Raw genomic sequence first — 20231 nt, forward strand, 5'->3', positions numbered from 1 at the left:
TTTTCGGGGGGCTCATCATTGACGACCCGGGTTCTGGAATTCGGCTGCGGCGTGGGTCAGCAGGCGATACAGGTAATGCGCAAAGGAGTAACGCATCAGCACCCGAATCACACCTTGCTCCATCCGGATGAACTGGCAGGGAATGCCCTTGATGACTGAGGTCACCACCTTGCCCACCGGGAAATTGCGCCCGCTGAAATCGTAGTGGCAGACCTTGGCCAGGCACGTAGCGGCATCCGAACCGTGCAGCTCCACACAGCTGAAGGTGCCGGACGTGTCCACCACGGCGGCGAAGCAGCCGGCAAAGGCGGCCCGCAGGCGGGTCAGCCAGTGTTCCTGCGCCGCCAGTGGGCACAGCAAGAGGCACTCGTTGGGTGACAGCCACAGCAGGCGGCATTCCCCCGCCTGCGTCATGCCCAGTGCCGGCGGCGGAAACAGTCCGAGCGAGGCGTAGGCTTGGCGAATATCGTCTGCGGCGAGTTGGCCCCGTACGGTGATGAAAGCCAGACCGCGCTGTTCGCACAGTTGCAGCCACGGCACGGATGCCGGCCGCAGCGGGGCGCGGAACGGCTCCAGCGCCGTGCGGTATTGAGCGGAATCAGACATGTTGCCGTTCCCCTTCCTTGTCGTAGAAAACCGTACCGCATACGCGCGCAGCGATACGTTTGCCAGAATGATGCGCGGCGAAGATCTTCTCTCCGGCGCGGCCGTGGCCACCTTCGAGCAGCGCCAACGCGATGGAGCGGCCGAGGATCGGGCTGAAGTAGCTCGACGTCACGTGCCCCTGCGATTGCCGGCTGTCCGGCGCGACGATCAGCGCCGCCCCTTCCGGGATCACCTCGGCCGGGTCGTCGGTGAGCAGGCCGACGTAGTGCTTGCGGTCCGGCCGGTTCATGTAGGGGCGCGCCAGCGCGCGCTTGCCCAGATAGCTGTGCGGCTTCTTCTTGGACAGAATCCATTGCATGCCGAGGTCGACCGGCGACACCGAGCCGTCGGTATCCTGGCCGATGATGGGGAAGCCCTTCTCGGCGCGCAGCACGTGCAGGCTTTCGGTGCCGTAGGGGGTGATGCCGAACGGCTGGCCGGCCTGGTGGATCGCTTCCCAGATCGCGCGGCCGTAGTTGGCCTGCACGTTGACTTCGTAGGCCAGCTCGCCGGAGAAGCTGATGCGCATGATGTTCACCGGCACGCCGAGAATGCGGCCCTTGCGCCAGTGCATGAAGGGGAAGGCCTCGTTGGCGAAATCGACGTCGGCGCAAAGTGTCTGCAGGATCGCCCGGCTGTGCTCGCCGACCACCGCGGTGGTGCTCCAGTGGTCGGTCACCGAGGTCAGGTAGACGCGCAGGTCCGGCCATTCGGTCTGCAGCCACGACTCCAGGTTGAGGAACACGCTGGCGGCACCGCCGGTGGTGGTGGTCATCAGGAAGTGCTGCTCGCCCAGGCAGGCGGTGACGCCGTCGTCCTTGACCATGCCGTTCTCGTCCAGCATCACGGTGTAGCGGCATTGCCCCGGCTTGATGGCGCTCCAGTCGTTCGGCAGCACGCGATTGAGGAACTCGCGCGCATCCGGCCCCTGGATGTCGATCTTGCCCAGCGTGGAGGCGTCCATCATCGCCACGCCGGTGCGTGCCGCCAGGCATTCGCGCTGAACCGCCGTGTGCAGATCCTCGCCGGCCTTCGGGAAGTACCAGGGGCGCTTCCACTGACCGACGTTCTCCCACTCGGCGCCGTTCTCCAGATGCCAGAAATGCATCGGCGTGTGGCGCTCGGGCTCGAACAGCTCGCCAACGTACTCGCCGGCCATGGCGCCGAAGGTCACCGGGGTATAGGCCGGGCGATACGTCGTGGTGCCGACCTCGGCCATGGGCTTGCCCATGACCTCGCTGGCGATGGCGATGCCGATCACGTTGCCGGTCTTGCCCTGGTCGGTGCCGAAACCCAGTGCGGTGTAGCGCTTGATGTGCTCGATGCTGCGGAAGTTCTCACGGATGGCCAGGCGGATGTCCTTGGCCATCACGTCGTTCTGCAGGTCGACGAACTGCTTGCCGTCCCAGTCCGGCGCGCGGAAGAACGGGGCGGTATGCAGCGACACCGGCGAATCGACGGCATGCAGTTGCTCAACGCGATACCCCAGCGCCGCCAGGCTTTGGCGCGCCGCACGGCGGCCCGAGGCCAGGCAATCATCGAGGCGAGCCAGCCCCAGCAGCGAACCGGCGTAATCGCGATCCTTGCCGGTGGCCTTGGGCAGGAAGGCGCAAACCTCGTCGGACCATGTCGGCTTCGCGCCGGTATGGCAGTCCAGGTGCACCACCGGGCTCCAGCCGCCGGCAACGGCCAGCAGGTCGGCCGAAATGGTCTGCGGCGCACCGGTCACGCCCCAGCGGCAATCGTCCAGATGGACCACCCCTTGCACGGTGACCGACGCCAGTTGCCCGCGCCCCTGCGCCGCCACGACGGCCGCGCCGCTGAACAAGGGCGTGCGGTAGTGTTGCGCCAAGGCGCGGGGTTGCCGGGGCACCTCGGCTCGGCAGTCCACGATGGCGCGGACAGGACGACCCAGCGCCTGCAAATCCTTGAGCAGCCCATAGCCGCTATCGTTGTTGGTGAAAATCACCACGTCGCGGCCGGGCAGGACTCCGTGCTGATGCACATAGCTCTGCACGGCGCTAGCCTGCATGATGCCGGGCAGGTCGTTGTTGTCGAAAGCGATCAAGCGCTCGTGGGCACCGGTCGCCAGCAGGACACGCCGGGGACGGATCTTGTGCAGGCGCTGGCGCACGCCGCCAGCCCTGGCCTTGAGCGGCAGATGATCCTGCACCCGCTCCAGGGCCTGGATCAGGTTGTAGTCGTGCAAGGCATAAGCACAGGTGCGGGTCAGGATGCGGACGTTCGGCAACTGGCGCAGATGCGCCTCTGTGCACGCGATCCACTCGCGCACGGGCACGCCGTCGATCTTGGCATCCGCCTCCGTGAACCAGTTGCCGCCGAGCGCGGGCCGCTCATCGATCAGAATCACGGCAGCGCCCGCCTGCCCGGCCTCCAGCGCAGAGGCGAGACCGGCCACGCCACCGCCGATGATGGCCAGATCGCAGTGCAGGTTGTTGTGCTCGTAAGCTTCCGCGTCCGGTTCGACCGGGGCCACGGAGAAGCCCGCCATCTGACGCAGGAAGTGCTCGTAGCGCGGCCACAGGCTTTTCGGCTGCTGGAAGGTCTTGTAGTAGAACCCTGCCGGCATGAAGCGGTGCAGCGGCGAGAACAGCCGCTTGTAGTCCATCTTCAAGGAGGGGCGGCCGGTCGCTGGACGGGCGTTCAGCCCTTCATACAACTCGACTTCGGTCGCCTTGATGTTGGGCACGAAATGGCCGCCGTCCTCCAGCGCCACCAGCGCATTGGGCTCTTCGACCCCGGCCGAGACCACGCCGCGCGCGCGGCCGTACTTGAAGCTGCGCCCGACGACGCGCACGCCGTTGGCGAGCAGGGCCGAAGCCAGGGTGTCCCCGGCCAGTCCCTGCATCGCCTCGCCATTCCAGGTGAAGTGAATCACGTGCTGGCGGTCGATGACTTCATGCGCGCCGGGCTTGGCCAGACGGTGCGGTGTAGCACTCATAGCGGGGCTCCTTGCACAGCGGTGGCCTGAGCGGCATGGCGGGAGGCATCATTCATCCGCGCTTCCCGAGAGGCATCAGCCATGCTCCAGCTGTTGAAAATCTCATTGGTAACGTTGTCGCGCGCGACCAACAGGAAGTGCCGGCAACCGCCGGAGTGGTACCAGTTCTCGTACATCAGTCCCTTGGGGTTCTCGCGCATGAACAGGTAGTCGCCGAACGCCCTGTCATCGAGAGCATCGGGGTCGGCAGGGCGCGCCAGAAAGGCTTCGCCGCGATAGGTGAACTCTTCCTCCTCGCGGACTTCCCCACAGTGCGGACAGTAGATCTTGAGCATGAATGTGAGCTTCCTATAAAGCAGAGGACGTCAATGGGCCACGCCGGCCGCACCGTGCTCATCGATCAGATGGCCGCTGTAGAAACGCTCGAGAGCAAACGGTTCTGCCAAGGGATGGGGCTGGTCGTTGGCGATGGTGTAGGCGAACACATGCCCCGACCCTGGCGTCGCCTTGAAGCCGCCGGTGCCCCAGCCGCCGTTGACGTACAGCCCCTTCACCGGCGTCTTGCCGATCACCGGGCAGGCGTCCGGGCAGGTGTCGACGATGCCGCCCCACTGCCGGTTCATCCGTACCCGGCTGAAACAGGGGAACAGTTCGAGAATCGCTTGGGCGGTGTGTTCGATGACATGCGGGCTGCCGCGCTGGGAGTAGCCGTTGTAGGCGTCGATGCCCGCACCGATGACCAGGTCGCCCTTGTCCGACTGGCTGATGTAGCCGTGCACGGCGTTCGACATGACCACCGTGTCGAGCACCGGCTTCATCGGTTCGGAGACGAAGGCCTGCAGCGGGTGGCTGCTGATCGGCAGCCGGACGCCGGCCTTGTTGGCCAGCACCGAGGTATGCCCGGCCACCACCAAGGCGACCTTGTCGGCGCGGATCTCGCCGCGGCTGGTCAGCACGCCCTTGATGCGGTTGTGCTCCTTCTCGAACCCCTGCACCTCGCAGCCCTGGATGATGTCGACCCCGTATTGGCTGGCGGCGCGGGCGAAGCCCCACACCACCGCATCGTGGCGCGCCGTGCCGCCGCGGGCCTGATAGGCCGCCCCCATGATCGGGTAGCGGGCCTTGGGCGACAGGTTCAGGTACGGGATGCGCTCGCGCAGCTCGGCCACGCTGAGCATTTCCGCGTCGATGCCGTTCAGCACGTTGGCGTTGACGCGGCGCTCCATGTCGCGCATCTCCTGCAGCCCGTGCCCGAGCGAGTAGATGCCGCGCTGGCTGAACATCACGTTGTAATTGATCTCCTGGGTCAGATCCTCCCACAGCTTCAGCGAATGCTCGTAAAGCCGGGACGATTCGTTCCACAGGTAGTTGGAGCGCACCAGGGTGGTGTTGCGCCCCGAATTGCCGCCGCCGATGTATCCCTTCTCGAGCACGGCGATATTGCGCACCCCGTGTTCTTTGGCGAGGTAATACGCCGTCGCCAGGCCATGCCCGCCGCCGCCGACGATGACGACGTCGTAACGAGGCTTCGGGCTGGCGTCGGGCCAGGTTTCGGGCCAGTGCTGATGGCGTGCCAGCCCTTCTTTGAATAACTGCCAAGCGGAGTAATGCATAGCGATTTCCGGTTAGCGGGACGAGAGGTTCGCACTCGGCGATTCCATCCCGCCCCTTGCATCATGGGCCGCGCGGCCTCGTCAAACCTTTTGCAAGGCTCGATAAGCTGCGGTTTTCGTGAGGGAAATATGAACCAGCCGGTTTCTTGCAACAAAGGATTTCTTGGCATCAACACATTCCATAATGGAATGCATAAACTTGCTGAGAAGGGGTAGACTGTTCCCAAAGAACCTCTGAATAGTCCGTTTACGGGATCGTTGCCATGAAAACCACGTTTCGGCACCTGCCGCCCTTGAATACCCTGGTGTTTTTCGAGGCGGCGGCACGACACCGCAGCTTCACCAAAGCGGCGGACGAGCTGTTCATCACCCAGAGCGCGGTCAGCAAGCAGATCAGGATTCTGGAAGAAAGTCTGGGCTTCGACTTGTTCCGACGGGAAGCGCGGCAATTGCTACTGACGGACGCCGGCAAGGAGCTCCATAGCGATGTGAATGCCATGCTCCAGCAATTGACCGAGAGTATCAGCCGTATCCGCAGCTGGGCGGAAGGCCAGAGCGTCACCATCACCTGCACGCAGGCGGTATCGCACTACTGGCTGTTTCCGCACATTGCGCGATTCAACACGCAGCATCCGGATATCACCGTCAACATCTATGCGACGAACGAAATCACGGAAATGTCCTGCCTGCGCTTCGATCTTGGCATTCTCAATGGCGACAACCACTGGCGCGTGCCCATGCACAGCCACATGCTGTTTGAGGAACGGATTTATCCCATCAGCCGCTACGACTATCCCGTCGAGAAACTACTGACGCCGGAAGAGCTGCTCCAGCAGAAGCTGATCCACCTCGACCCCAGTGCGTGGCGCTGGCCCACTTGGATCGACTGGTTCGCCCATTTCGGCATTGCGTACACCATTCCCAAGAATGCCCAGCTATTCAATCAGGTCACGCTGGCCCTGGACGCGACCGTGCAAGGCATGGGAATTGGCCTGGGCTGGGAGTTCATGACCCATGCCCTGTTGGCGAACAAGGACATCAAGCGCGTCAGCGAGTTTTATTACGCGCCGGGCAAGTGCGACTACCTGGTCTATGGCAAAAGCCGGCCGCTCAACCCTTCCGCCACCGTATTCAGGGACTGGCTGCTGGCCGATCTGCAGGAAGAGCCGTCCAATGCGCACGGGTAGCAGTCAATCCAGATAGCAGCCCCATCCGCTTAGATATCCCCACCCGCGTTGCCCGCTTCGTACTTGAGACGCAGGCGGGCACCGACCGTGCGGAAAGGATCGGGCGGCACCCAGCTCGGGTTGCTATTGGCGAGGATGAAACTGAGGTTGTCGCTCTTGATCCCGTTCATGTGGTCCGCCATGTAGTAACCCAGGTAGGTGCCCTTCGCCACGCCGACGCCGTTGCAGCCGCCGAGCAGATACACGCCGTCGCCGGCGTCCTTGAACACCGGCTCGTGATTGAGCGTCATGCACAGCATGCCGCCCCAGGTGAATTCGAACGCCATCGACTTCAGGTGCGGGAAGCGCGCCTCGAACGAGCGGCGATGCTGCAGCCAGGCATTGTGCAACCCCTCTTGCGTGCCGTGCAGGCCGGGTTCGAAGTCGAGCATGTTCCGCACGAAAATGCGGCGATCCGCGGTAAAGCGCACGGTTGCGCCGGCCGGGTGCGCCGAGGTCACCCCCCAAGGCTGGACCGCCTTGAAATGTTCCGCGTATTGCTTATCCGTCAACGGCTCGGTGAGGCTCGCATAAGTAAAGACCGGGGCAATCCGGTTGGACAGCTTGCCGAACTCCTCGTTGAACGAGTTGGCGGCCTGCACGACCACCTTGGCCTTGATCGTGCCGCCAACGAATTTCAAAACATGGGGAGAGCCGTATTCGCAAGCCATGACCGGGCTCTCTTCGAACAGCGTGACGGATTTAGGCAAGCCGGCGGCCAAGCCGCGGATCAGCGCGGAAGGATTGACTAGGACGTTGCCCGGCGTATAAACAGCCGACCGGTAATAGCTGGTGCCTAGACGCTTCTGCAGCGCTTTGCCCTCGACGACCTCGTATTCGAAGTTCGATGCCTTCAGGGTCTTGATGAAGCTATCCAGCCCCGACAGATTGCGTTCCTCGTGGGCCGCCATGTACTTGCCCGCGTCGAGCCAACTGCAGTCGATGCCGAGAGCATTCTTGAACTGCCGCAGCCGTTCGATCGCGAACGTGTTCAACTGGTAGAGGCGGCGGTCGTGCTCGACATCGGGCTTGCCCGCATCCAGGTTGTGCGGCAGGTCGATGATGAATCCCGAATTGCGGCCGGACGTCCCCTGCCCAACCCGCAGGGCATCGATCAAGGCGATGCGGGCGCCCGGATGGATCTCGGCATAACGATACGCCAGCGAGACGCCAGTATAGCCCGCGCCAATAATCGCCACATCGAATTGGTGGGCGCCCTTGAGGCGCTTGCCGAGCTGCGCCTGGCGATTGGGCGCGGTTTCATACCACCCCAGATCACCGTCAACCCGAGGGAGTCTACGTACTTTGTGCATGACCAGCCTCCTTTTAAATTTGCTTAAGTTTCAATCCATTACAGCAAATTCACAAACGAAGGTTTGGCATTCATGAATTCCATTGTGGAATGCATACTAATCAGGGCCGCTTCGGTGAAACTGCTGCCCATGAGTAGCCACACTGGGTGACCGCTTCGCTCGGTGTCAAGCGACACGAGGATTTGACCCCCTGGCGACATCTGGAATTGACCCCCAGGGTTAATCAACTATTAACCCGGCCCTTAAATACACTTATATTGCCGCGTAAGTTGCATGTGGGTGCCGAAAGTATGACCGGATGCGTTCCGGCAATTGGGCGATGCGATTCATGATCCGCATCGCCTTTTCCATGAGATCCAAGTCGTTACGACTGGCTGGTTCCAGGCGCAGCGATGTCTTGAAGTCATGATTCAGGTATTCGTCCGGATTGGACTCCGGTGCATAAGGCGGCAGGTAGAACAGCTCGATCTTGTCCTTCCTCGGTTCGACCCAAGCACGGACAAGCTTGGCGTGATGGACCCGCAAGTTATCGACAATCAGGAACACCTTGCCGGGGGCGCCGTCGATCAGTCGCGCGAGAAACTCGATAAAGCGTTCCGCATTGATCGTACCTTCGACGATCTGGAACGCAATCTCACCCCGGTTGGTGATGGCCGAGATCATCGACAGCTTGGGCCAGCGCGCCGACGCCTCCAACACCGGCGTGCGTCCGGCTGGGGCAAAGCCGCGCACCCAGTTCGTGTCTTCCTTGACCGCCGTCTCATCGGCCCAGTAGATCAGCGCCCCTTCCACCTTGGCGCGCGCAGCGATGGCGGGATACTGCTCGCGCAGCCAAGCCTGGACCAACTCGCTTCGTTGTTCAATCGCTTTCTTTACTGGCCTCTGTGCGGTATAGCCCCAGCGCTGCAGATATTTGCCGACGAGGCGATCGGATAATTGCAGGCCGAACTGAATTTCCACCAAAGCCTGGATCGCACGCCGGGTCCACAGTGCAAAGGGCAGGCTCAGTTGCTCGGGAACGGCGCCGACGATGCGCTGGCGCACCCAGACCTCCTGTGCCATCGTCAATTTGCGGCAGGCGCCATGGGGGCGCCCACGCGGTTTCTCGACCAGCGCCCCGGCCCCTTCTGCACGCGCCACTCTCAACCATTTCTGTACGGTACGTACATGCACCCCGGCGATCTTCGCCAGTTCAACACCGTTCATACCCGATTGCGTGCGCAAACGCAGCACCATCTTGCGCAACGTTTCGCGTCCCTCGGAACCCAGCTTGCGTGCATCGATCTTGTCCATGCAAACATGATACCATGACAGCCAATTTAAGGGCCGGGTTAATAGTTGATGTAATCGGTTCGGCCGCCGCCTTCTGCAGCAGGCCGCTCCGTCGCTTGTCGCGTAGCCGGTAACTATCTCCCCGGATCGTGACCACCTGGCTGTGATGCAGCAGCCGATCCAGGATGGCCGTTGCCACCACTGCGTCACCAAACACTTGGCCCCATTCCCCCACCGGGCGGTTGCTGGTGATCAGTAGGCTTGCCCGCTCATAGCGCCGCGAGACCAGCTGGAAGAACAGGTGCGCTGCCGCCGGTTCCAGCGGCAGGTAGCCCAATTCATCGACGATCAGCAGCTTGGGTTTCGATAGCTGCAACAGCTTCTCCTCCAAGCGCCCATCGGCATGCGCCTTCGTCAGTCCAGCCATCAGAGACGCAGCAGAACTGAACAGCACCGTGTAACCCCGTTCTACCGCCTCACGCCCGAGTGCTACCGCCAAATGCGTCTTGCCGACTCCGGGCGGTCCCAGCAGCAACAACGCTTGACCGTGGCCAATCCAGCGCCCGGTGGCCAAATCCCGGACCTGGCCGGGATCAATCGACGGCTGCGCATCGAAGTCGAAGCCCTCCAGCGTGCGTACACAGGGGAATCGAGCCAGCTTCATCCCCATCTGGATGCGTCGCGTATCGCGCCGGGCCACCTCTCGCTCGGCCAGGAGCAGCAGCGCTTCGCGCAGTGTCATTTGGGCACGGCTCGCTTCGTCCAGCAGGCTATCCAGCTGATCCCGGATCGCCGTCAAGTGCAGCCGGGTCAACAGTTCTTCCAGTCGGTCGGGTTCGATCATCACCAGCCCCCTCCGACCAATTCCTCATACTCTGCCAGCGGGCGCAGCAAAGCGCCGCCGTGTGGCGGGACCGGCTCGGATAGCGGCGGCACGACCCCAAGCAGATGGGCGCGGTCAATTTGCCGTCCGCGACTGCCGGCCAACTCGGCGTGATGCGCTACTTCCTGGCCAGCGTAATGGACCGTCACCGTGCCTGCTCGTACAACGACCGTGACCATCTCGCCGATCAGCCGCCAGGGCACGCTGTAGGCATTAGTATCGAGCTCGACACAGCCTTCGGCATTGACGCGACGGATCAGCTCCCGCACTTGCAGGAACGGCACTATGCCGGCAACAGGACGCAGATGCGGACGTTCGCCGTCGAACCGCTCCTTGGGCGCCATGCCGGTCGTCCCGTGGATGCGGGTATCGGCCACCTCCCGCTGCCAGCGGGTCAAGTGAGCCTCCAATGCGGCCCAGCTCTCGAATGTGTAACCGGCGATAGCATTCTTCTTCACATAGCCAACGCCGTTCTCGGTCTTGCCCTTGGTGCGCGCACGGAACGGCGCGCAGGCCTTCACGCGCACATCCCAATGCCGGCAGAACGCCTCGAAGCGGCTGTTGAAGCGGACCTGCCGGGTCTGCATGTCGTGCTCGACCACGAGGGCCTTGGCGTTATCGATCAGCAGAGTCTGCACCCGTCCACCGAAGTGCTCGAACGCCGCTTCGATACCGCCAAACCAAGCACTCTGCCGTTCGTGACGGAATGGGCAAACAAAGCCACGGCGCGAGTAGCCAAGCGTCGCCACGAACAGGTACACACGCACCAGTTCGCCACCGATCTGGATGCGCACTTGGCCGAAGTCGATCTGCATCTGCTCGCCAGGAGCAGTCTCGAACCGGATCGTCGCTCGCCGGCGGGCTTCAAGCTCCTGCCGATATGGCCGGCAGGCGCGTTCAACGGTGCGCAGGCTGGTGGCAATACCGTGTTCCTTAGCCAGTAGCTGACGCACCACGTCGCAGTTGCCCTTGTGCGTTAGAAACTGCTCACGTAGCCAGGCCTCGTGCCCGGTGAGCACGCCGCTGCGTTGCGGCTGCTGGTATGGCACCGGGCCGCCGGCACGCAAATAGTGCCGCACGGTATTTCGGGCGATCCCCAGCGTCTTGGCAATCCGCTTCGCCCCCCAGCCGGATTGCCCCAGTCGAACGATTGCCGTTACTGCTTCCGGCTCCAACATCTCCCGTACTCCACAAACCTCACGGGGTACAGGATGACTCGCTGAATACTGCGTTTCCAACGACTGCCTCCTTGCAAACAAGGGGGTCAGTTCTTCGTGTCGCTAGGGGGTCAATTTACGATGTCGCCTGACACTCGGAGACCTGCCATTAGAGCAACGCCGCCTTGAGCGGCCGGATTGGGGCGAAAGTACGCATTCCCGAACCGAAAAGGCGACCTTCGGGATTGGCGAAAGGGAAATGGCTGGTATGTGGTCCTGAACAGACGCTCAGGGCGGATGATGCAGCAGACCGTGGCCGAACTGCGGCCATCAGTGCCTCCCATCAGCACCAAGGCTACAGACCCACGTCTAGGCTGAAAGCCACAGCTTTCTTAATCCCAAAACAAACAGAGGCCCCGAAGGGCCTCTTTGTTTGTCTAGGCAACTCAGCAACAAGCCATTCATGTCAACGACATGACAGACTTCATTACCTCGTGACAGGCTTTATTGTTTCCGAACATAGTCCGCGAAGAATGACAAAATCATTCGACTGTCACCGACTTGGCCAGGTTGCGCGGCTTGTCGACGTCGGTGCCGCGTGCCAGCGCGGCGTGGTAGGCCAGCAGCTGCACCGGGATGGCGTGCACCACCGGGCTCAGCACGCCGACGTGGCGCGGGGTGCGGATCACGTGCACGCCTTCCGACTCGCTGAAGTGGCTGTCGAGGTCGGCGAACACGAACAGCTCGCCGCCGCGCGCGCGCACTTCCTGCATATTGGACTTCACCTTTTCCAGCAGGCTGTCGTTCGGCGCGATCACCACCACCGGCATGTTGCTGTCGACCAGCGCCAGCGGACCGTGCTTCAGCTCGCCCGCCGGGTAGGCTTCGGCGTGGATATAGGAGATTTCCTTGAGCTTGAGCGCGCCTTCCAGGGCGATCGGGTAGTGCAGGCCGCGGCCGAGGAATAGCGCGTCGTTCTTGGCGGCGAACTTGTCGGCCCAGGCCTTGATCTGCGGCTCGAGGTTGAGTGCATGTTGCACGCTGCCCGGCAGGTGGCGCAGTTCGTCAAGGTACTGCGCCTGCTGCTCGTCGCTGACGCGGCCGCGCACCTTGCCCAACGTTACCGCCAGCGCAAACAGCGCCACCAACTGGGTGGTGAAGGCCTTGGTCGAAGCCACGCCGATCTCGGCGCCGGCGCGGGTGTAGAACACCAGTTCGGACGCGCGCGGGATGGCCGATTCACGTACGTTGCAGATCGACAGCGCAGCGCTGTGGCCGAGCGACTTGGCGTACTTCAGCGCTTCCATGGTGTCGAGAGTTTCGCCCGACTGCGAGATGGTGACCACCAGGTGCTTGGGGTTGGCCCAGGCGTCGCGGTAGCGGTATTCGCTGGCGATCTCGACGTCGCACGGTACGCCGGCGATGCTTTCGACCCAGTACTTGGCGGTCAGGCCGGCATAGTAGCTGGTGCCGCAGGCGAGAATCTTGACGCCTTCCAGCGTCGGCAGCAGCGCGGCGGCGTTGGGGCCGAACAGCTCGGCCGCGAAGCCCGCGTCGAGCACCGCTTCGATGGTGTCGGACAGGGCCTTGGGCTGCTCGTGGATTTCCTTCTGCATGAAGTGGCTGTACGGGCCCAGTTCCAGCGAGGCCAGCGAGACGTCCGAGACGTGCACGGCGCGTTCCACCGGCTGGTCGTCCTTGTCGATCAGACTGACGCCGTCGCGGGTGATATGGCCCAGGTCGCCCTCTTCCAGGAAGATCACGCGGCGCGTGGCGGACAGGATGGCGGAGACGTCGGAGGCGATGAAGTTCTCGCCTTCGCCCAGGCCCACCAGCAGCGGGCAGCCCATGCGGGCGCAGATCAGCTCGTCCGGACGGTCCAGCGCGATCACGCCGATGGCGTAAGCGCCGGTCAACTCGCGCACGGCGCGGCGCACCGCCTCGAACAGGTTGGTTGCAGTCTGGTAATAGTGGTGCACCAGGTGGGCGATGACCTCGGTGTCGGTCTGCGATTCGAAGCTGTAGCCCAAGGCGCGCAGCCGCTCGCGCTGCTCTTCGTGGTTTTCGATGATGCCGTTGTGCACCACGGCGATCTGGCCGTGCGAGATGTGTGGGTGGGCATTGGGTTCGGTCACGCCGCCGTGCGTCGCCCAACGGGTGTGGCCGATACCGAGCTGGCCGTCCAGGCCTTCGGCCACGGTGGCGCTTTCCATCTCGGCGACGCGGCCCACACGGCGCACGCGGCGGATCTCGTCGCCCGCCAGCACGGCCACGCCGGCCGAGTCGTAACCACGGTACTCGAGGCGCTTGAGGCCTTCGACCAGAACCGGAACCACATTACGCGCTGCGATCGCGCCGACAATGCCACACATTATTTTCTCCTTGAATTGTCACTGGGCGAAGGCGCGCAAATCAGCGTGATGCCCTTCGCCCGTATCTTTTCCCTGGCCTCCATGGCGAGGGCGTCGTCCGTCACCAGGGTATGAATCCGCTCCCACGGCAACTCCAGGTTGGGGATGCGGCGGCCGATCTTCTCCGACTCGACCATGACGATCACTTCGCGCGCCACTTCCGCCATCACCCGAGAGAGGCCCACCAATTCGTTGAAGGTGGTGGTGCCGCGCTCGAGATCGATGCCGTCCGCGCCGATGAAGAGTTGGTCGAAATCATAGGAACGCAGCACCTGCTCCGCCACCTGCCCCTGAAAAGACTCGGAATGCGGGTCCCAGGTGCCGCCGGTCATCAGCAGCGTCGGTTCGTTTTCCAGCTCGCACAGCGCTCCCGCCACCTTGAGCGAATTGGTCATCACCACCAGCCCGCGCTTGTTGCCGAGCAAGGGAATCATGGCACTGGTGGTGGTGCCGCTGTCGATGATGACGCGGTTATGGTCGCGAATCCGCTCGGCGGCGGCACGGGCAATGGCGATCTTTCGTTGTGAAACCTGCTCGGCATCCTCTTCGACCACCATTTCACTGGGCAGGGAGACGGCCCCGCCGTAACGGCGCAGCAGCAGTCCACCCGTTTCCAGCAAGGCCAAGTCCTTGCGGATGGTCACCTCGGAGGTCGAGAAACGTTTCGTCAGCTCGTCGACGCTCACCTCGCCGCGCTCCTGAACCAGGGCGGCAATGGCATGGCGTCGCTGTTGAGTATTTCGTTTCGTCATTCACTTGTTTCGTTTCGAAAGTTTCGAGATGATAACAGCGTGGAATCGCCACTGGCAAGAACGCTCGGGAGATGCGAGGTCAGTCGCTTTCATGACGCAACCACCCCGGTATCGCGAGCTGTCGCCAGCCGCCCAAATGAAAACGGCGCCCGGCTTCCTCCTCCGACGGAGAAAACCGGGCGCCGTGTACTCGGTGGAAACCGAGCGCAAGAAATCAGCCCTTCTTCTGCGGGCGCTTCCAGCCGGCAATCGTGGTCTGGCGCGCACGCGCCACGGTCAGCGCCTCGGCCGGGGCGGTCTTGCTGACCACCGAACCGGCGCCGATGGTGGCACCGTCTTCCACCGTCACCGGCGCCACCAGCATGGTGCCGGAGCCGACGAAGACGTCGTTGCCGATCACCGTCTTGAACTTGTTCACGCCATCGTAGTTGCAGGTGACGGTGCCGGCGCCGACGTTGCTGCCACGGCCGATCTCGGCGTCGCCGATGTAGGTCAGGTGGTTGACCTTGCTGCCAAGGCCGATCTTGCTCTTCTTCACTTCGACGAAGTTGCCGATGTGCACCTGGTCGGCCAGCTCGGCACCAGGGCGCAGGCGGGCGTAGGGGCCGATCTTGCAGCCAGCGCCGACCACCGCGTCTTCCAGGTGCGAGAACGGCGCGATCTTGCTGCCCGCCGCCACCTTGACGTTCTTCAGCACGCAGTGCGCGCCGATGGTGACACCCTCACCCAGCTCGACCTCGCCCTCGAACACGCAGCCGACGTCGATGCTGACGTCCTGGCCATGGCGCAGCACGCCGCGGATGTCGATGCGCGCCGGATCGGCCAGGGTGACGCCGGCTTCCAGCAGCGCACGCGCCTGATTCTGCTGCAGGATGCGTTCCAGTTCGGCCAGCTGCACCTTGTTGTTGACCCCGGCCGCCTGCCACGACGCCGGCACCTTGACGCCGTGCACGCGCACGCCGTTGCGCACCGCCAGTTCGATCACGTCGGTCAGATAGTATTCGCCCTGGGCGTTGCCGTTGGACAGCGCATTGAGCCAGCCGGCCAGCCGGGCGTTGGGGAGCACCAGCATGCCGGTGTTGATCTCGCGGATGGCCTGCTGCTCCGGCGCGCAGTCCTTGTCTTCGACGATGGCGCGGATGCTGCCGTCGCCGTCGCGCACGATGCGGCCGTAGCCGGACGGGTTGTCCAGCACGTCGGTCAACAGCGCCACTTCGTCGCCCGCCGCCGCGATCAGATCGGCCAGCGTGACGTGCGAAATCAGCGGCACGTCGCCGTACAGCACCAGCGTCTTGCCGTCGGCCTGCAGTGCCGGCAAGGCCATCTTCAGCGCGTGGCCGGTGCCCAGCTGCTCGGCCTGCTCGGCCCAGGTCACCGCCTCTTCGCCGATCGCGGCGCGCACCTTGTCGCCGCCATGGCCGTACACCACCACCAGCGTTTCCGGATCGAGCGAACGGGCGGTGCGGATCACCCGCGCCAGCATCGGTTCGCCCCCGATCGGGTGCAGCACCTTGGGCAGGGAGGAGTACATGCGCTTGCCTTTGCCGGCAGCGAGAATGACGATACTGAGTCGGGCCATGGGCGTGTGATTATGTGTTAAACAATGAAAAAAGGCTGCCACATTGTGGCAGCCTTGCACTATACACGATTTGCTCGCGTGCTTTTAGTGGACACGACGGCGCAGATAGTCGAGCGCCTTGAGTTCGGCAATCGCCACCGCCAGAGCGGCGTGGGCCTTTGCCGTATCCAGGCTGTCGACCGACTTCTTCAGCGTTTCCTCGGCGGCACGCTTGGCTTCGTTGGCACGAGCCTCGTCGATATCCTCACCGCGAATCGCCGTATCGGCCAGAACGGTGATGTGGGTCGGTTGCACTTCCATCATGCCCCCCGACACCGCCACCAGCACTTCGTCCTTGGAGCCCGGCACTGTCAGACGCAGCACGCCGGGCTTGATACGGGTCAGCAGCGGCACGTGTCGCGGATACACACCGATCTCGCCTTCCTGGGCCGGAGCCACGAGGAATTCGGCCTCACCCGAGTAGATGAGCTGTTCGGTGCTGACCACTTCCACATGCATCTTGGCCATGAGCCCTCTCCTTGGTTACAGGGACTTGGCTTTCTCAGCAGCTTCGTCGATGGAGCCAACCATGTAGAACGCTTGTTCCGGCAGGTGGTCGTACTCACCGCTGAGAATGGCCTTGAAGCCCTTGATGGTGTCACGCAGCGACACGTATTTGCCCGGCGAACCGGTAAACACTTCGGCCACGTGGAACGGCTGGGAGAGGAAGCGCTGGATCTTACGAGCACGGGCCACGACCAGCTTGTCCTCTTCGGACAGTTCGTCCATACCCAGAATCGCGATGATGTCGCGCAGTTCCTTGTAGCGCTGCAGGGTCGACTGCACACCACGGGCAACGCCGTAGTGCTCTTCGCCCACCACCAGCGGGTCCAGCTGGCGCGAGGTGGAGTCGAGCGGGTCCACGGCCGGGTAGATACCCAGCGAGGCGATGTCACGCGACAGTACCACGGTAGCGTCCAGGTGGGCGAAGGTGGTCGCCGGGGACGGGTCGGTCAAGTCATCCGCAGGCACGTAAACGGCCTGGATGGAGGTGATCGAACCTTCCTTGGTCGAGGTAATACGCTCTTGCAGACGGCCCATTTCTTCGGCCAGGGTCGGCTGGTAACCCACCGCGGACGGCATACGGCCCAGCAGAGCGGACACTTCGGTACCGGCCAGGGTGTAACGGTAGATGTTGTCCACGAACAACAGCACGTCACGGCCCTTGCCGTTTTCGTCCTTCTCGTCACGGAAATGCTCGGCCATGGTCAGACCGGTCAGCGCCACGCGCAGACGGTTGCCCGGCGGCTCGTTCATCTGGCCGTAGACCATCGCCACTTTGTCGAGGACGTTGGAGTCCTTCATTTCGTGGTAGAAGTCGTTACCTTCACGGGTACGCTCACCCACGCCGGCGAACACGGACAGACCGGAGTGCGCCTTGGCGATGTTGTTGATGAGCTCCATCATGTTCACGGTCTTGCCCACACCGGCACCACCGAACAGACCCACTTTACCGCCCTTGGCGAACGGACACAGCAGGTCGATCACCTTGATGCCGGTTTCCAGCAGTTCGGTCGCGCTCGACAGTTCGTCGAACTTCGGGGCCGGCTGGTGAATGGCACGACGGGATTCGGTCGCCACCGGGCCGGCTTCGTCCACCGGGTTGCCCAGCACGTCCATGATACGACCCAGGGTGGCGGCGCCCACCGGTACGGAGATCGCCGCGCCGGTGTTGTTGACTGCCATGCCACGCTTCAGGCCGTCCGAGCTGCCCATCGCAATGGTACGCACCACGCCGTCGCCCAGCTGCTGCTGGACTTCGAGCGTCAGGTCGGCGTCGACCAGCTGCAGGGCATCATAAACCTTTGGCATGGCGTCGCGCGGAAACTCCACGTCGATCACCGGGCCAATGATTTGTACGATTTTGCCTTGGCTCATTATCGGTTCCTAACTCAATAAACTTTTACAGTCTGTTTCCGGCTTACACCGCTGCGGCACCGGCCACGATTTCGGACAGTTCCTTGGTAATCGCTGCCTGGCGCGACTTGTTGTACACGAGTCGCAGCTGCTTGATGGCGTTACCGGCGTTGTCGGTGGCGGACTTCATCGCCACCATACGCGCCGCCTGTTCGGAGGCCATGTTCTCGGCCACCGACTGGTACACCACCGATTCGATGTAGCGCTTCACCAGGAACTCCATGACGTCTACCGCATTCGGCTCGTAGAGGTAATCCCACGAGTGCGTGTGCTCGACCACCATGTTGTCCGGGGACAGCGGAAGCAGCTGTTCCAGGGCCGGCTCCTGCTTCATCGTGTTGACGAAGCGGGAATACACGATGTAGACCGCGTCCAGTTCGCCTTCGGCGTACTGCTTCAACAGCACTGTAAGCGGGCCAATCAGTTTGTCCATCTTGGGCACGTCGCCCAGATGGACCGCGCTCGCCGTCACGTTCAGGCGGGTGCGCTGGGCGGCAGAAAGACCTTTCTGACCGAGGCAGCACACGTCGACCTTGATGTCGGCATCTTGCAGTTCCTTCACCTTGGAGAAGAAGCGCTTGAGGATGTTGGCGTTCAAACCGCCACACAAGCCCTTGTCCGAGGTGACGACAATGATGCCGGCACGCTTGATGACGTCGCGACGGGCAAGCAGTGGATGCTCAAGATCCGCATTCGCCTGAGCGAGGTGCGCCATGACGGTACGCACCTTCTCGGCGTAAGGACGGGCAGCGCGCATACGCTCTTGCGTTTTGCGCATCTTGGAGGTTGCCACCATCTGCATCGCGCGGGTGATCTTCTGCGTGTTCTGCACGCTTCGGATCTTGGTGAGAATCTCTTTTCCGACTGCCATTTCCTGAACCTTTCAGTTGACTACAACGTTGGCCGAAAGGCTCAGTTGAAGCTGTAGCCAGCCTTGAACGATTCGATCGCCTTGGCCAGTACCTTCTCGTGGTCGTCAGACAGGTTACCGGAGGCGTCGGTCGCCTTCAGAACGTCGGCGTGGTTAGCACGGACGTAGGCCAGGAACGCGGCTTCGAACGCCAGCGCCTTCTTGACCGGCACGTCTTCGTAGTAACCCTTGTTCACCGCCCACAGGGTCAGCGCCATTTCGGCGGTCGACAGGGTGGCGAACTGCTTCTGCTTCATCAGTTCGGTAACAATTTCACCGTGCTGCAGCTGCTTGCGGGTGGCTTCGTCCAGATCGGAAGCGAACTGCGAGAACGCCGCCAGTTCGCGGTACTGGGCCAGGGCCAGACGGATACCGCCGCCCAGCTTCTTGATCACCTTGGTCTGAGCCGCACCACCGACGCGCGATACCGAGATACCGGCGTTGATGGCCGGACGGATACCCGCGTTGAACAGGTCGGTTTCCAGGAAGATCTGACCGTCGGTAATCGAGATCACGTTGGTCGGAACGAAGGCGGACACGTCACCGGCCTGGGTTTCGATGATCGGCAGGGCGGTCAGCGAACCGGTCTTGCCTTTCACGGCGCCCTTGGTCAGCTTCTCTACCTCTTCCTCGTTGACGCGAGCGGCACGCTCGAGCAGACGGGAGTGGAGATAGAACACGTCGCCAGGGTAGGCTTCACGGCCCGGCGGACGGCGCAGCAGCAGCGAAATCTGACGGTAGGCAACGGCCTGCTTGGACAGGTCGTCGTACACGATCAGCGCGTCTTCGCCGATGTCGCGGAAGTATTCGCCCATGGTGCAGCCGGAGTACGGTGCGATGAACTGCAGGGCAGCGGCTTCGGAAGCGGCAGCGGCAACGACGATGGTGTGACCCATGGCGCCGTGCTCTTCCAGCTTGCGTACCACGTTGGCGATCGACGAAGCCTTCTGGCCGACGGCGACGTAGATACAAATAACGCCGGTGCCCTTCTGGTTGATGATCGCGTCCAGTGCCACGGCGGTCTTGCCGGTCTGGCGGTCGCCGATGATCAGCTCACGCTGGCCGCGGCCTACCGGAACCATGGAGTCGATCGACTTCAGGCCGGTCTGCATCGGCTGGTCAACCGATTTACGGGCGATCACACCCGGAGCGATCTTTTCGATCGGGGAGGACAGCTTGGCGTTCAGCGGGCCCTTGCCGTCGATCGGCTGACCCAGCGCGTTCACCACGCGACCTACCAGTTCCGGACCAACCGGAACTTCCAGAATGCGGCCGGTACACTTGACTTCGTTGCCCTCGGAGATGTGCTCGTATTCGCCGAGAATTACGGCGCCCACGGAGTCACGCTCCAGGTTCATGGCGAGGCCAAAGGTGTTGCCCGGGAATTCGAGCATTTCGCCCTGCATCACGTCTGCCAGGCCATGGACACGAACGATACCGTCGGTCACGGAGATCACGGTACCTTTGGTACGGGTCTCGGAGCCTTCGGCCAGGTTCTGGATCTTGGCTTTGATCAGATCGCTGATCTCAGAGGGGTTCAACTGCATGATCT

Annotated in this window: 16 protein-coding genes; 1 reads left to right on the forward strand and 15 read right to left on the reverse strand. The window is 62.8% G+C overall.

Annotation, left to right across the window (positions count from 1 at the left end):
• Positions 1-15: 15 nt before the first annotated feature.
• Genes PSEMAI1_RS0118555 through PSEMAI1_RS0118570 form a run of 4 tightly spaced genes read right to left on the reverse strand, consistent with a single transcriptional unit; the run spans position 16 to position 5220 of the window.
• Positions 16-606: a sarcosine oxidase subunit gamma gene (locus PSEMAI1_RS0118555; protein WP_024304314.1), complete on the reverse strand. Its 591-nt coding sequence runs from the start codon at positions 604-606 to the stop codon at positions 16-18.
• Positions 599-3607 (reverse strand): sarcosine oxidase subunit alpha family protein, encoded by a 3009-nt coding sequence (locus PSEMAI1_RS0118560; RefSeq protein WP_024304315.1) that lies wholly within the window; start codon positions 3605-3607, stop codon positions 599-601. Before PSEMAI1_RS0118560 ends, PSEMAI1_RS0118555 begins: the two co-directional genes overlap by 8 nt.
• A complete protein-coding gene (locus PSEMAI1_RS0118565; RefSeq protein ID WP_024304316.1) occupies positions 3604-3942 on the reverse strand; it encodes a sarcosine oxidase subunit delta in 339 nt (112 codons plus the stop codon). Before PSEMAI1_RS0118565 ends, PSEMAI1_RS0118560 begins: the two co-directional genes overlap by 4 nt.
• A 30-nt stretch (positions 3943-3972) precedes the next feature.
• Positions 3973-5220, reverse strand: a complete 1248-nt coding sequence (locus PSEMAI1_RS0118570; protein ID WP_029770830.1) for a sarcosine oxidase subunit beta family protein — start codon at positions 5218-5220, stop codon at positions 3973-3975.
• 263 nt (positions 5221-5483) lie between these two features.
• Between PSEMAI1_RS0118570 and PSEMAI1_RS0118575 the strand changes: the two genes are divergently transcribed.
• Positions 5484-6407 carry a LysR substrate-binding domain-containing protein gene (locus PSEMAI1_RS0118575; protein WP_024304318.1) on the forward strand — a complete coding sequence of 308 codons (924 nt, stop codon included), beginning with the start codon at positions 5484-5486 and terminating at the stop codon, positions 6405-6407.
• Between the two features lie 29 nt (positions 6408-6436).
• Here the strand turns inward: PSEMAI1_RS0118575 and PSEMAI1_RS0118580 are convergent, their stop codons facing one another.
• The 11 genes from PSEMAI1_RS0118580 to atpA all read right to left on the reverse strand — a co-directional run bounded on the left by PSEMAI1_RS0118580 (position 6437) and on the right by atpA (position 20226).
• A complete protein-coding gene (locus tag PSEMAI1_RS0118580) occupies positions 6437-7759 on the reverse strand; it encodes an FAD-binding oxidoreductase (protein WP_024304319.1) in 1323 nt (440 codons plus the stop codon).
• Between the two features lie 252 nt (positions 7760-8011).
• Positions 8012-9052, reverse strand: coding sequence for an IS630 family transposase (locus tag PSEMAI1_RS0118585; protein ID WP_024301107.1), 1041 nt, complete (start codon positions 9050-9052; stop codon positions 8012-8014).
• Positions 8952-9875: an IS21-like element helper ATPase IstB gene (istB, locus tag PSEMAI1_RS0118590; RefSeq protein WP_024304320.1), complete on the reverse strand. Its 924-nt coding sequence runs from the start codon at positions 9873-9875 to the stop codon at positions 8952-8954. Before istB ends, PSEMAI1_RS0118585 begins: the two co-directional genes overlap by 101 nt.
• On the reverse strand, positions 9875-11092 hold the full coding sequence (gene istA / locus PSEMAI1_RS0118595; RefSeq protein ID WP_029770833.1) for an IS21 family transposase: 1218 nt from the start codon (positions 11090-11092) through the stop codon (positions 9875-9877). Before istA ends, istB begins: the two co-directional genes overlap by 1 nt.
• A gap of 521 nt (positions 11093-11613) precedes the next feature.
• The gene (gene glmS / locus PSEMAI1_RS0118600) at positions 11614-13443 is read right to left on the reverse strand and encodes a glutamine--fructose-6-phosphate transaminase (isomerizing) (protein ID WP_024304322.1); all 1830 of its coding nucleotides are present in this window, start codon (positions 13441-13443) and stop codon (positions 11614-11616) included.
• A complete protein-coding gene (locus tag PSEMAI1_RS0118605) occupies positions 13443-14234 on the reverse strand; it encodes a DeoR/GlpR family DNA-binding transcription regulator (RefSeq protein ID WP_024304323.1) in 792 nt (263 codons plus the stop codon). The genes glmS and PSEMAI1_RS0118605 overlap by 1 nt, the downstream gene beginning before the upstream one ends.
• Before the next feature lie 214 nt (positions 14235-14448).
• A complete protein-coding gene (gene glmU, locus PSEMAI1_RS0118610) occupies positions 14449-15813 on the reverse strand; it encodes a bifunctional UDP-N-acetylglucosamine diphosphorylase/glucosamine-1-phosphate N-acetyltransferase GlmU (RefSeq protein WP_024304324.1) in 1365 nt (454 codons plus the stop codon).
• Positions 15814-15897: 84 nt separating this feature from the next.
• Positions 15898-16320 (reverse strand): F0F1 ATP synthase subunit epsilon, encoded by a 423-nt coding sequence (locus PSEMAI1_RS0118615; protein WP_024304325.1) that lies wholly within the window; start codon positions 16318-16320, stop codon positions 15898-15900.
• A 15-nt stretch (positions 16321-16335) separates the two neighbouring features.
• Positions 16336-17730, reverse strand: a complete 1395-nt coding sequence (gene atpD / locus PSEMAI1_RS0118620; protein ID WP_024304326.1) for a F0F1 ATP synthase subunit beta — start codon at positions 17728-17730, stop codon at positions 16336-16338.
• 43 nt (positions 17731-17773) lie between these two features.
• On the reverse strand, positions 17774-18640 hold the full coding sequence (gene atpG / locus PSEMAI1_RS0118625; protein ID WP_024304327.1) for a F0F1 ATP synthase subunit gamma: 867 nt from the start codon (positions 18638-18640) through the stop codon (positions 17774-17776).
• Positions 18641-18681: 41 nt separating this feature from the next.
• Positions 18682-20226, reverse strand: coding sequence for a F0F1 ATP synthase subunit alpha (gene atpA / locus PSEMAI1_RS0118630; RefSeq protein WP_024304328.1), 1545 nt, complete (start codon positions 20224-20226; stop codon positions 18682-18684).
• Positions 20227-20231: the final 5 nt, after the last annotated feature.

This window comes from Pseudogulbenkiania sp. MAI-1, from assembly GCF_000527175.1.
Lineage (GTDB): Bacteria > Pseudomonadota > Gammaproteobacteria > Burkholderiales > Chromobacteriaceae > Pseudogulbenkiania.